The sequence below is a fragment of the Verrucosispora sp. NA02020 genome, from assembly GCF_013364215.1.
Lineage (GTDB): Bacteria > Actinomycetota > Actinomycetes > Mycobacteriales > Micromonosporaceae > Micromonospora.
This window is the reverse complement of sequence record NZ_CP054923.1, coordinates 1,109,890-1,123,333: the sequence shown is the minus strand read 5'-3', so window position 1 is coordinate 1,123,333 and position 13,444 is coordinate 1,109,890. Positions and strand designations below refer to the sequence as shown.

Sequence of the window (13,444 nt, the reverse complement as noted above, 5' to 3'; positions counted from 1 at the left end):
GGGTGTGACCCGCCGACAACGGTCGAATTCCTGGGCCGCATTGGGCATGCTGCGACAGTGGGAATCCACACTGCGGGTGGAGGGGTGTCGTGGCGACCTTTCAGTGCTCCTCGTGCGGCCAGGAGATCAAGCCGGCCGTCCGCTGCCCGCGCTGCGGCGCCCACCAGCCACAATGGGCCGAGCACCTGGCGGACATCGAGCGGTCCATCGCGGAGATGAAGGCCCGCGAGGCCGCCATCGCCAGTGAACAACGGCAACTCGCGTCCAAGATGCAGGCCGCGATCTTCCAGCGGGACATCCTCGCGCACGCCGGCAACTCGGGTGACGAACGTCTCAAGCAGTCCGGCCGGGGGCGCCGCGTACTCCGTCGCCGACCGCCGCGCACCCCTTCCGGCGACGGCACCGCCGCAACGGCCTCGACTCCCACGGCCGACCGCACCACCCCGCCGCCACGGCGACAACCCGCCGACGGCGACACCGGACCGACGCGGACGTCACCGGGCGACGGTGCCACCTCGACGGCCCGCATGCCCCCCGGCGACGGCACCACCGGCGCGACGCGCGTGCCCGTCGGCGACGACGCCACCGGGCCGACACGCTTCGGCGGCGGCGATGCCGACGGGCCGACACGCTTCGGTGGCGACGACGCCGACGGGCCGTCGCGGAGACCACCCGGCGGCGGAGCCACGTCGGCCCGCAAGCAACCCGTCGACGGCAGCGCACGGGCGGCGCACGGGCCGGGCGGCGGTGACGCGCCACCACGGGTACCCCGGCAGGGTGCCGGTTTCGGGGCGGGCGACCCGCCACCGGACGCGCCGGTCTGGCTGGACGCCGACGACCCGGAGCACCCGCCGGAAGCCTCCTCACGCGAGGTGCAGAACATCCCGCTCGGGCTCGGGGCGCTGCTGCTCGGGGTGGCCGCGGTGGTCTTCGCGGTGGTCGCGACCAGTTCGATGGACGCGCTGTCCCGGCTCGGCATCCTGCTGCTCGCCACCGTGCTCATGCTGCTCGCCCCGCCGGTGCTGGTCCGGCGTGGACTCACCTCCACCGCCGAGACCATCGCCGCGGTGGGCCTGCTCCTGGTGCCGCTGGCCGGGTACGCACTCTGGACCGTCGACGCCATCGGTGCCGGCGGTGCCTCCGGCGCGGTCTTCGCCGGAGTGATCTTCGCGGTCGCCGCCGCCGTCTCCGTCGGCTACGCCGGCTGGACCCGGCTGCGCGCTCCCCGCTTCGCGACCGTGCTGGCCGCGCAACCGGTGGTGCCGCTGCTGGCGTACGACCGGATCAGTGGACCGGTCGGCTGGGCGTTGGTGCTGACCGTGGTGGCCCTGCTCGACCTCTGGCTGGCCCGCTCCCCGGTCACCGTGGAGCAGTCGAACCCCGACGAGCCGACCCCGGTCCCGCTCGGCCGGACGAAGCCGCCCCGACAGCGACAGGCCGAGGGACGGCCCGAAGGAGCGCCGGAAGAGGCCGGTGAGCTGCTGGACCTCACCGGCACCGGGCGGGCCGCCCCGCCGACGCGACCGGTACCCGGGCTGCGGGAACTGACCTGGGCCCTGCACGGCGTCGCGGTCGCGGTCGCCGTCGCGTACGCGGTGACCGCCCTGGTGCGGGCCACCACCGTGCCGGGCGCCACCATGGCCGGCCTGGTGCTGCTGCTGGCCGCCGCCGTCTGTCTGGCCGGGACGCTGGTGCTGCGGCGTCCGCCGCTACCCGACCTCGGCGCGGGCGTCCTCACCCTGGCCGTCATCGGCGCGCTCGGCCGGATCGCCTCGGTGGCCCTGCCGGGGCGCGCCCTGCTGGTGATCGCGGCCGTCATCACGGTCACCGGCCTGGCCGTCCGGGCGGTGCCGGAATCCGCGCGTCGTGGCCCGCAGCTCGCCTCCGCGATCGCGTTGACGGTCACCGGGGTGCTCGTCGCCGGCAGCGCCCTCCGGGCCGGACTCGCCCCCCTCCAGGCCGCCCTGCCGGCCTGGGCGGCGGACCTGGACCGGTACCCGGCCGAACTGGCGGCTGCGGTGGGACCGGCTTCCTGGCAGCTCGCCACCAGTGCCTTCCTGTTGACCGTGGCCGCCGTGCTCGCCCTGCCACCGGAGATCCGTCGTGAGTTCGCGGTGACCGGTGCCGCGTTGACCGCGCTCGCCGTACCCGCCTCCTTCGGGCTGTCCTGGGCGTTGGCACCCTGGCCGATGGTGGTGACCGCGATCGGGATCGGGGCGGTCGGCCTCTCCGCGCGTACCCCTCGGGCCGCCCTGGCGCACGCGATCGCCGCCACCGGCGTCGGTCTGGCCGGTGCCGGCGCGGCCCTGGCCCGCCCGGCGTCGACCGCCGCCGTGCTGCTCGCCCTCGTGCTGGCCGGCATCCTCGTCGCCGCCGCTCCCCGGATCCGGCTCGCCCCGGCGGCGGCCGACACCGTCTCCGCCTGGGCCGCCGGAGGGGCGGCCTTCGCCCTGCCCGGAGCGGTCGCCGCCTTCGTCGCGGCGATCCTGCCCACCGACCCGATCCTCACCCCGGCAGCGCTGCGGGAGGTGACCGTGCCGGTGCTGGCGGCCAGCTTCCTCGCCGTCTGCGTCACCCTCGGCTACGCGGCCATCGTGCAGGTGTCCCAGCGCCATCTCCCGGCGCCGTTGTCGGTGGGTACCGGTCTCGGCGCGCTGGTGGTCGCCGCCGCCGGCTTCGGCGCGCCGGGCGCCACCGTGGCCGACGCCTGGGTGGGTGCGCTGCTGCTGGTCTCCGCCGTGTTGCTCTTCCTGGCCCCGTCGATCGACAGCGGCCGTCGCGCCGACGCCCGGCTGGACGGCTCCGACCTGGCCGCCGCAGCGGTCACCGCAGCGCTGGTCGCCACCCTGCTGCGGATCGGCACGGTGCTGGCACCGGGCGGACAGCTCGCGGTCGCCGCCGCACTGGTCCTGGTGGTCTCCGTGGCCGCGCGGGCCATGCCCGAGCAGTGGCGGCGCGGGCCGGTGCTCGGTCTCGCCGTCGGTGGGGTGCTGATCGGGCTGCTGGCCGGATGGATGGCGCTGCGCGGCGGCGTGGGCGTGCTGGCCACCCCCGGGCCGATCTGGAACGGCGACCTCAGCGGCTGGCCCGCCGCACCGACCGGCGGTACGACGTGGCAGGGGCCGATCGCGCTGCTGCTGCTCGCGCTTGCCGCCGGCATCCTGCTGCCGCCGCCCTGGCGCTACGACGTCGCCAACGCGGCGGTGGTGCTCGCCACCATCGGCGCAGCCGCCGCGTTCACCCTGAGCTGGTGGTCGCCGGTGGTGCTCGGTGCGATGGTCGCCGCCGTCCTCGGCATGGCGGCGGTCGCCTCCGTCGACCCCCGGGCCGGGCTGTCCCGGATCACCGCCGCCGGGGTGGTGGCACTGCACGCCACCGGCGCCGGTCTGGTCCGGCCGTGGACGACCGCGCTGGCGCTGGCCAGCGTGGTGCTGATCGGTGCGGCGGTGGCGACGCTCGCCCGGTCGATGGCGGAACCGCTGGTCGACGACATCCACGTCGAGGGGATGCCGCCGCACCTGGCGCAGATCGGCGGCGCGGGCACCGGTGCCGCGCTGCTGGCGTTGCCCGGCGCCACCGCCGCCCTGGCCGTCGAGTTCGGGCACCCGCCCGAGGTGGTGCTGACCGCCGGCCTGGCCGCGTCCAGTCTCGGACTGGCCGCGATCGCCGCCGTCCGCCGCCAGGTCCCGCAGTACCTGCCCTGGGCGAGCGCCGGAGTGGTCGGCGGGGCGAGCGTGACCGCGCTTGCCGCCGTTCCCGTGCACCTGCCGATCGGTGTGTACGCCGCCGCCGCAGCTTTGCTCGGGGTGCTCGCCGAACTGATCCGGGGCGCCACCGAGCCACCGGTCGGCGCGGCGCAGCCGGTCCGCCGGTGGACGGTCCTGCTGGACGGCGCCCTGCGCCGGCTGCCCGACGACGGCGGACAGCGTCGGTGGCGGGTCAGCCCCGCCGCCGGGGCGCTGGCCGCCGCCACCCTGCCGGTCGTCCTGGCGCTGGTCTCGATCGCCCCCGCGCTGCTGGCCGCACTCGTCGACCCGCACCGCACGCTCAACCGCATCTGGCAGGGGCCACCACCGGAGCTGCTGAACCCGCCACCGGCCGCGGTGAACCCCACCCATGTGCTCACCGCGTTGCTGCTCACCGTGACCGCAGCGCTGGCCGCCACCGGATTCAGCGGCGGCCGGCGGACCCGGGCGGTGCCGGTCGTGCTGCCCGGTGCCGCGGTGACCCTGCTGATCGCACCGATCGCGCTGGGCAGCGGTTGGCCGGCGAGCACCCTCTCGGCGTTGACCGTGTTCGCCATCTCGATGCTGGGGCTGGCGCTGACCCCACCGCCCCCGCTGGAGGAGCGGGCCCGCTCGATCCGGCTGGCCCGGGTCCTGGTCTTCGTGATCGGACTGGCCGCCGGTGGGGCGGGGCTCGCCGGCAGCCTCGCCACCCGGGAACTCACCCTCTTCACGCTCGCCGGTGGGGTCGCCGTCGGGGTGGTCGCCGCCCTGTACGGCACCACCTCCCGGGCGCGCATCCTCGGGTGGCTGTTCGCCTCGCTGAAGGCACAACTCCTGGTGCTCACCGCCGGACTGGTGGCCGGGCTCGCCCCGGTCTGGTCGGCGTTCGGCGTACTCGCGGTCGGCGCGGCCCTACAGGTCTTCGCCGCCACCCTGCCCCGGTTCCGTCGCCCGGAGGCGCGGCGCGAGGCGGCAACGGTGGAGTGGAGCGGGTACGCCGCCGCACTCATCGCGCTGGCGCTGGCCTTCGACTCGCCCCGGCACATCGCCGCCCTGCTGGCCGCCTGGGGTGCGGTCCTCGGGCTCGCCGCCACCCGACCGGGGCGCCGACCGGTGGAACGCCGCATCCTGTTCTGGGGCGTGGTGATCTGCGAGATCACCGCCTGGTGGATCCTGATGTGGGTCGCCGACGTGGCGCTGCCCGAGGCGTACACGCTGCCGTTCGCGGCCCTGGCGCTGCTGGTCGGTGTGCTGGAGTTGCGGCAGCGGGCCGACCTGAGCAGTTGGGTGGCGTACGGGCCGGCGCTGGTCGCCGCGTTCCTGCCCACCCTGGCGATCGTGCTGGCCACCGACTCCAGCACGCTGCGGCAGGTGCTGCTGCTGCTCGGCGCGGTGGCGGTGCTGGTCTTCGGCTCCATGACCCGTCAGCAGGCACCGGTGATCGTCGGCGCGGTGGTCACCGCCATCGCCGCCGTACACGCTCTGTTCAGCCTCGGGCCGTGGCTGGTGCTGATCCCGGTCGGTCTCCTGCTGCTCGTGCTCGGCGCCAGCAACGAACGGCGTCGCCGCGCCCAGGAGCGCCTCCAGACCGCGCTGCGCGGGATGCGCTGATCCGCTCCGGTGGGAGTTGTTAGGAGGGGTCCCCTGCTATGCACCAGGCGTTAGCAGGGGACCCCTCCTTACATGCGCCTACAGCGAAGCGCGCAGGGCCGCGTCCTTCTCGGCGACGAGCTGCTCCAGATCGGCCTGGTACGCCGACATCCGATCGAGCAACGCCGGCTCACCGGTGCCCAGGATGCGGACGGCGAGCAGCGCCGCGTTGCGCGCGTTGCCGATCGACACCGTGGCCACCGGCACGCCCGCCGGCATCTGCACGATGGACAGCAGCGAGTCCAGGCCGTCGAGATGCTTCAACGGCACCGGTACGCCGATCACCGGCAACGGCGTGACCGAGGCGATCATGCCGGGCAGGTGGGCGGCACCACCGGCGCCCGCGATGATCACCTTCATGCCCCGTCCGGCGGCGGCCCGACCGTAGTCGATCATCTTCACCGGGGTGCGGTGGGCCGAGACCACCTCGACCTCGTACGACACCTCGAACTCGGCGAGCACGTCGGCAGCCGCCTTCATGGTCGGCCAGTCCGAGTCGCTACCCATGATCACACCGACCGTGCTCACGCTGTTCTCCCTCTCGTTCCCACCTGCGGGTCCCGCACGGTCACTCCACGCCGTCGCGGAGCCAGCGGGCGGCGCGGGCGGCCCGGGCGCGTACCTCGTCCAGGTCGTCGCCGAGCACCGTGACGTGCCCGATCTTGCGACCGGGACGGACCTGCTTGCCGTACAGGTGCACCCGGGCGGTCGGTACGGCGGCGAAGAGGTGGTGCAGCCGCTCGTCGATGGACATGCCGCCCGGCTCGCCACCGAGTACGTTCGCCATCACGACCACCGGCGCGGTCAGCCCGGTGTCGCCCATCGGGTAGTCGAGCACGGCCCGCAGGTGCTGCTCGAACTGCGACGTCCGGGCGCCCTCAATGGTCCAGTGCCCGGAGTTGTGCGGGCGCATCGCCAGCTCGTTGACCACGACGCGGCTGCCGCCCGGGGCCGCCCGATCGGCCACCTCGAACAGCTCCACCGCGAGCAGGCCGACCACTCCGAGCGCGGTGGCCAGGTCGATGGCGAGCTGCTGGGCCGAGACCGCCAGCTCCTCGTCGAGGTCGGGCGCGGGTGCCAGCACCTCGACGCAGATGCCGTCCCGCTGCACCGTCTCCACCACCGGATAGACCGCGACCTGCCCGAACGGCGAGCGGGCCACCTGCACCGCCAACTCCCGGCGCAACGCCACCCGCTCCTCGACGATCAGCGTCGTCCCGCCGTCGAGCAGGGTCCGCACCAGGTCGTCGGCGACGGCGGCGTCGGCCACCGGCCACACGCCCCGGCCGTCGTACCCGCCCCGGGCCGCCTTGAGCATCACCGGCCAGCCCAACTCGTCGCCGAAGGCCACCACGTCGGCCGGGACGGTGACGGGTCGCCACGCCGGATTGGGCGCGCCGAGCCCGCCGAGCCGCTCCCGCATGACCTGCTTGTCCTGGGCGTGCACGAGTGCGTCGGCGGGCGGGAACAGCTTCACCCCCTCGGCGGTGAGGGTGCGGATGTGCTCGGTGGGCACGTGCTCGTGGTCGAAGGTGACCACGTCACAGCTCTTGGCGAACATGCGCAGGGCGGCCAGGTCGGTGTGGTCGCCGTACTGGACGTCGGCGGCGACCAGCGCCGCGCCGTCGTCCGGGGTGAGGGCGAGCACGCGCAGCGACTGGCCGAGGGCGATCGCGGCCTGGTGGGTCATCCGGGCCAACTGGCCGCCACCCACCATGCCGACAACAGGCAGACCGGTACGGAAATCCATAGCGGCGCCAGCCTATCCGGGCCGACCGGAGTGCCGGTCGGCGGACACCGGTGTCACCGCAGTTGCGCCACCAGGTCGTCGACGCCGCTCACCGGCCGTTGGCAGACGAAACCCCGGCAGACGTACGCGGCAGGCCCGCCGTCGAGCAGCGGCCGGCCGGCCAGCAGCGGCACCCCCGGCTGGTCGGGCTGCCCGGCGACGATCACCGCACCGGGTGGGGCGTGCCGGTACGCCGCCGCGACCAGCGGATCGTTCGTCGGGTCCCCGGTCACCACCGCGATCTCGGACGGGCCGGCGAGCAGCGCCTCGCCCACGGTGGCCGCGTACCCGGTGAACCGGGCGTGCCGCCCGACGATCGGCGCGACGGTGGCCAACGCCGCCTCGGCCGCCTCCCGGTACCGGTTCTCCCCGGTCAACGCCGCGTAGCTGACCAGGGCGGCGACGATGGCGGAACGGCCGGAGGGGGTGGCGTTGTCGGTCGGGTCGGCGGGCCGGGCCACCAGCCGCTCCGCGTCGTCGGCGGTGTCGTAGAACGCACCCCCGGGTGCGGCGAAGTGCGTCAGGGCGGCGTCGAGCAGTTCGCCGGCCAGCTCCAGCCACCGCCCCTCGCCGGTGACCTGGTGCATGGCGCAGAACGCCTCGGCCACACAGCCGTAGTCCTCCAGCACGCCGGCCGGCTCCCCCACGCGGCCGTCCCGGGAGGCGCGGCGCAGTCGCCCGTCCACCACGTGCACCCGGGCCAGGTGCTCGGCGGTCTGCCGCATCGCGCCGTCGGCGACGATGACGACGCCGTCGAGCAGGTTCGCCTCCCCCTCGGTGCCGATCCGGCCGGAGGTCTCGACGAGCCGGACGAACTCGGCGAGCGCGGTGACGGCCAGCCCGTTCCAGGCGGCCACCACCTTGTCGTCGCGGGCCGGCTGCGGGCGGGTGTCGCGCACGGCCAGCAGCCGGCGGATCACGTCCTGCCAGCGGGCGCGGACCTCCGGGTCGGCGTCGTCGACGTCCCGGGCCAGCCGGAGCACGCTCTTGCCGTGTTCGAAGGTGCCGGTCTCGGTGACCGCGAAGAGGTCGGCGGCCCAGCGGCCGTCCTCCTCGCCGAGCGCCTCGACCAGTTGGGCCGGGGTCCAGGCGTACGTGAGCCCTTCGACACCCTCGGTGTCCGCGTCCAGCGCCGAGGCGAAGCCCTGGCCGGGGCGGTGCAGCTCGTCGGCGAGGAACCGGACGACGTCCCGGGCCACCCGCAGCGCCAACGCGTCACCGGTGAGCCGCCAGAGCTGCGTGTAGACCCGCAGCAGCAGGGCGTTGTCGTAGAGCATCTTCTCGAAGTGCGGCACGGTCCAGTGCTCGTCCACCGCGTACCGGGCGAAGCCGCCGGCGAGCTGGTCGTGGAGACCGCCCCGGGCCATCGCCTCGCAGGTGTGCCGGACGATCTCCAGGCTCCGCGCCGAGCCGGTGCGCTGGTGGTGCCGCAGCAGGAAGAGCAGGTTCATGTGCGGCGGGAACTTGGGGGCGCCGCCGAAGCCCCCGTGTCGCTCGTCATACTCGTCGGCCAGTTGGTCGGCGGCGGCGTCGAGCAGGTCGGCGGTGAGCGGGGCGGTGGGCCCGCCGACGGCCTGGGCGCCGCCGATCGCCTCCACCACCGCGGCACCCTGACGCAGTACGGCGTCGCGCTGGTCCCGCCAGGCGGCGCCGATCGACTCCAGCAACCGGACGAAGTTCGCGCGGGGGAAGTACGTCCCGCAGAAGAACGGGGTGCCGTCCGGGGTGGCGAAGACCGTCATCGGCCAGCCACCCTGGCCGGTCATCGCCTGGGTGGCGGTCATGTAGACGGCGTCGACGTCGGGCCGCTCCTCGCGGTCCACCTTGATCGACACGAAACCCTCGTTCAGCAGCGTGCCGACGCCCGCGTCCTCGAACGACTCGTGCGCCATGACGTGACACCAGTGACAGGCGGAGTAACCGACCGAGATGAGCACCGGCACGTCACGTCGCTTCGCCTCGGCGAACGCCTCCTCGCACCAGGGCCACCAGTCGACCGGGTTGTCCGCGTGCTGGAGGAGGTACGGGCTGGTGGCATCCGCGAGTCGGTTCACCCGACGACCATATCCAGCCGGGCGGCCGGGTCGGGGTCAGGAGGCGCCGTCGGCGCGCAGCGGCAGGACGTTGGTGGGGCTCTGTCGGGACAGCGAGCCGAGGACCGCACCGATCTTGTCGGCGGGCATCGGCTTGAAGAAGTGGTAGCCCTGGGCGGCGGTGCAGCCCAACTCGGCCAGGGCCGACCGCTGGGCGGCGGTCTCCACGCCCTCGGCCACCACCCGTAGCCCCAGCTCGTGGGCGAGCCCGACGGTGCTGCGGACGATCGCTGCCGCCTCCGGCGAATCCGCCATCCGGAGCACGAACGAGCGGTCCACCTTCAACTCGTCGACCGGGATCCGGGTGAGGAAGGCCAGCGAGGAGAAGCCGGTGCCGAAATCGTCCACGGCCAGTTGCACGCCCATCGACCGCAGCGTGGTGAGCACCTGGTCGATGATCTCCAGCTCGCTCATCACCACGGTCTCGGTGATCTCCAGCACCAGCCGGTCGGCCGGGACCTGGTGCCGGCGTAGCGCGTCGGCGATCTCCGCCGGCAGGCGGTGGTCGAGCAGGCTGCGGGCGGAGAGGTTGACCGAGATCGGGATGTCCAGGCCCTCCCGGGCCCAGCCGGCCGCCACCCCGAGCGCCTTGTCCAGCACGTACCGGGTGAAGGTGCCCAACTGCTCGCTGTTCTCCACCGGCCGGATGAAGTCGGCCGGACCGAGCCAGCCCCGGCGCGGGTGCCGCCAGCGGATCAGTGCCTCCACCCCGGTCGGTGCGCCGGTGGCCAGGTCCACGGCCGGCTGCAACACCAGCACGAGCTGATCGTCGGTCAGCAACGCCTCACGCAGCTCGGCGAGCAGGGCGAGCTGGTCGGTGCTGGCCCCGTCCCGGGAGCTGTCGTACGCCGCCACGCTGCCGCCACCGGCCTTGGCCTGGTACATCGCGATGTCGGCCCGGCGCATCAGCTCGGTCAGGTCGGCGGCGCCGGCCGACGCCACCACCACGCCCACGGACACCTCGACCGACATCCGTACCCCGGCCACCTCGGTCGGCGCGGCCAGCCGCTCGGTGATCTCCCGGGCCTGGCGCAACGCGTACGCCATCGGGGCGGTGCGGTCGCCGAGCACCGGAACCGAGGTCAGCAGCAACGCGAACTCGTCGCCGCCGAGCCGGGCGAGCAGGTCGCCGCTGCGGGTCAGGGTGCCCAGCCGGTTGGCGGTCAACCGCAGGAGCTGGTCGCCGGCGGCGTGCCCGAGCGTGTCGTTGACCTCCTTGAACTGGTCGATGTCGAGCAACAGCAGTGCCACCGGGTGGTCGTGCCCGAGTTTCCGCAGCGCATGGTCGCCCTGGCCCAGCATGGCCGTGCGGTTGGCCAGCCCGGTCAGCGGATCGTGCACCGCCTCGTACGAGGAACGCGCGGTGACCACCCGCAGCTCACGGTGGGTGGCCGCGTCGTGCAGGGCGGCGGACAGCGCCTCGGCGAAGGTGACCAGCGCGTACCGTTCCCGGCCGGAGGCCGGAGCCGTCCGGGGCAGCCGGACCCGTAGTCGACCGACCCGGTGCTCGCCGACCGACAGCTCTCGGAGCAGTTCGTCCGGACCGGGCTCGTCGTCGCCGGGGGGCGCGATCTCCCGGTCGGTTACCTGACCGCTGGGATCGCCCCGGTAGCGGCGCCAGCGGCCGTCGCCCCGGACCACCTCCACGTCCACGAGTTCCGCCTCGAACACGGTGAGCGCACCGGTCACCCCGGCGGTCGCCACGCCGCGCTCGTCGAGCTGGTTGAGCGCCGCCGTCGCCTCCGCCAACGACCGCCACGTACGCCGTTCGCGCTCGTCGCGCAGCCGTTGCCGATAGGTCTGGTGGAGCAGCCACAGCGGCGCGGGCAGCAGCACCAGCCACCGTGGATCGAACTCGATCAGGGCCACCACGAGCAGAGCGGCCACCACGTTGCCGACGAACATCAGCAGCTTGCCCCGCAACGCGGCCAGCAGCGGGCGCCCGATCGACATGTCGTGCCGCAGCGCCAGCGTCACGCCGCCCAGCCCGGCACCGGCCAGCAGGTACGTGAGGGCGCCGGCGGCGAGGACGAGGGCGAGGGCCGGGGTCGGGGCGGCCAGCAGCGGCTCGGCCAGCGAGGTGGTGACCGACACGGCGAGGGCGACGGCGGCGGTCTGCGACGCGGCGATGCGCACGACGTCCCAGGTGGACCTGCCCTCGTCCACCACGGACAGGATCGTCCACGCCAGCAGCATGCCGATCAGGGCCGCGCCCGGCAGCCATCCGGGCGGCACCAGATAGAGGCAGACGATCAGTGCGGCCTCGGCCCAGGTGAGCGAGACCACTCCGGCGGCGGCCCGGAACCGTAGCCGGGCCAACTGCGACAGTGCGAAGAGTGCGACCGCGATACCGAAACGGGTCAGCCCGCCGTACGGCCCGAACGGGTCGTCGGCCGGCAGCCCGACCGGCACGCGCAGCCCCACCACGGCGGCCACCACGGCGGTGAGGACGACCGCGGCCGTCAGCAGGTGCACCCTGAGCGGGGTGCGACGGCCCTCGGGCCGATCGATCGGATGACCGGCCCTGCCGGAGGTCACCGACCCACTCCCGTCGGGCGGGAACAGGGCGCACGGAGGGTGTCAACGACTGCGATGGTCATCGGCGCCCCCTCCCGCGCACGGCATGAGGACGTCTGGTCCTCCCGGCGGAAGGCTAAGCCAAACCGGATGGTCGCAACAGGGGGCGACCATCCGGTTAAGCGTGAATCATGCCCCGATCAGGCGTCGCGACGCTGCTGGCGCCGGTTGGGAGCGTCACCGGATGAATCCAGCATCACGTTCTCATCTGTCGGATCACCGACCGTTCGCTGCGTGGTGCCCGACTCGGCGGCGGGCTCCTGACCGGGGAAATGGTCGGGCAACCGGCGCAGCCGGGCGTTCATGTTGCGGATCAGCAGCACGGTGGCGGTGCCCAGGACGAGGATGAGGAACAGGCCCATTGGACCGGCGAGGCCCCCCGTGCGGGTGTCCCCGAAATTGTTCTGGGCGAGCACCTGAGCAGCGGTCAACATGGGATTCCTCCGGAGTGCGATGTCCGACCAGCGTAGCCCGCCGCCGGATCAGCGGGCATGGGCCGTCTCCCGGATGCCCGCGAACAGGTCCGACTCGGGCAGCGGCGAGTCGACCAGCGAGCGTACGAGTTGGAAGTCCTCCGTCGGCCAGGCCCGCCGTTGCAGGTCCATCGGCACCTGGAACCAGAAGCCGTCCGGGTCGACCTGGGTGGCGTGGGCGCGCAGCGCGTCGTCGCGGACCGGGAAGTACTCGGCGCACTCCACCCGGGTGGTGATCCGGGGGCCCTTGTCCGGCCGGTCCTCCCAACGGTTGATCCACTCCGCGTACGGCGACTCGGCGACGCCGGTGGCCAGGATCGCCTCGTGCAGGGCGAGGATCTTGCCCTTGGAGAACCCGATGTCGTAGTAGAGCTTGAGCGGCTGCCACGGCTCGCCCAGCTCGGGGTAGCGCTCCGGGTCACCGGCCGCCTCGAAGGCCGCCACGCTGATCCGGTGGCACATGATGTGGTCCGGGTGCGGGTAGCCGCCCTCCTCGTCGTACGTGGTGACCACGTGCGGACGGAACTGCCGCATCAGGCGTACCAGCGGACCGGCGGCCACCTCGACGTCCTGGAGGGCGAAGCAGCCCTCGGGCAACGGCGGCAACGGGTCACCCTCGGGCAGGCCCGAGTCGACGAAGCCCAGCCAGGCCTGCTCGACGCCGAGGATGGCGCGGGCCGCGTCCATCTCCGCCCGACGGATGTCGGCGATGTTGGCCCACACCTCGGGCCGGTCCAACTTGGGGTTGAGCACGCTGCCCCGCTCGCCGCCGGTGCAGGTCACGACGAGCACGTCCACCCCCTCGGCGACGTACTTGGCCGTGGTCGCGGCGCCCTTGCTCGACTCGTCGTCTGGGTGCGCGTGCACGGCCATGAGCCGGAGTTGTTCTGCCACGGTCGGCGCTCCTCGTCTCTGCCCACCGGTGGGCCACCGGCCACACCGTTGACCTGCCGGAATCCTCCCCCGTCGCGGTCCCGGCCCGTGCCGGCCTGTCATATTTGACCCCGGAACCAGCAGTGCCCGGTCGAGAAGCAGTGCCTCGGTCGGAGGCAGTGCCCCATGGACAAGCAGTGCCAGTTGCAGCAATGCCCAGTCGGACAGGAACGACGGCGCTCTGCCATTCTTGCCGATGGG

Annotated in this window: 7 protein-coding genes; 1 reads left to right on the top strand and 6 read right to left on the bottom strand. The window is 73.7% G+C overall.

Annotation, left to right across the window (positions count from 1 at the left end; translation table 11 throughout):
- The first annotated feature begins 89 nt into the window (after positions 1-89).
- Complete coding sequence (locus tag HUT12_RS04835) at positions 90-5,339, top strand: SCO7613 C-terminal domain-containing membrane protein (RefSeq protein WP_254876716.1); 5,250 nt, start codon at positions 90-92, stop codon at positions 5,337-5,339.
- 78 nt (positions 5,340-5,417) lie between these two features.
- Here the strand turns inward: HUT12_RS04835 and purE are convergent, their stop codons facing one another.
- The 6 genes from purE to mca all read right to left on the bottom strand — a co-directional run bounded on the left by purE (position 5,418) and on the right by mca (position 13,204).
- On the bottom strand, positions 5,418-5,906 hold the full coding sequence (gene purE / locus HUT12_RS04830; RefSeq protein ID WP_131053394.1) for a 5-(carboxyamino)imidazole ribonucleotide mutase: 489 nt from the start codon (positions 5,904-5,906) through the stop codon (positions 5,418-5,420).
- Positions 5,907-5,946: 40 nt separating this feature from the next.
- Entirely contained in the window at positions 5,947-7,128 is a 1,182-nt protein-coding gene (locus HUT12_RS04825; RefSeq protein ID WP_176092602.1) for a 5-(carboxyamino)imidazole ribonucleotide synthase, read from the bottom strand.
- Positions 7,129-7,181: 53 nt separating this feature from the next.
- Positions 7,182-9,221, bottom strand: coding sequence for a thioredoxin domain-containing protein (locus HUT12_RS04820; RefSeq protein WP_176092601.1), 2,040 nt, complete (start codon positions 9,219-9,221; stop codon positions 7,182-7,184).
- Between the two features lie 36 nt (positions 9,222-9,257).
- The gene (locus HUT12_RS04815) at positions 9,258-11,798 is read right to left on the bottom strand and encodes a bifunctional diguanylate cyclase/phosphodiesterase (protein WP_176092600.1); all 2,541 of its coding nucleotides are present in this window, start codon (positions 11,796-11,798) and stop codon (positions 9,258-9,260) included.
- Between the two features lie 179 nt (positions 11,799-11,977).
- Positions 11,978-12,271 (bottom strand): hypothetical protein, encoded by a 294-nt coding sequence (locus HUT12_RS04810; RefSeq protein WP_176092599.1) that lies wholly within the window; start codon positions 12,269-12,271, stop codon positions 11,978-11,980.
- 48 nt (positions 12,272-12,319) lie between these two features.
- Positions 12,320-13,204, bottom strand: coding sequence for a mycothiol conjugate amidase Mca (gene mca / locus HUT12_RS04805; protein ID WP_131053389.1), 885 nt, complete (start codon positions 13,202-13,204; stop codon positions 12,320-12,322).
- Positions 13,205-13,444 lie beyond the last annotated feature (240 nt).

Excerpts from the sequence above, each read along its gene's own strand:
- HUT12_RS04825 (WP_176092602.1), bottom strand. The coding sequence starts at position 7,128 with ATGGATTTCCGTACCGGTCTGCCTGTTGTCGGCATGGTGGGTGGCGGC.
- HUT12_RS04810 (WP_176092599.1), bottom strand. The coding sequence starts at position 12,271 with ATGTTGACCGCTGCTCAGGTGCTCGCCCAGAACAATTTCGGGGACACC.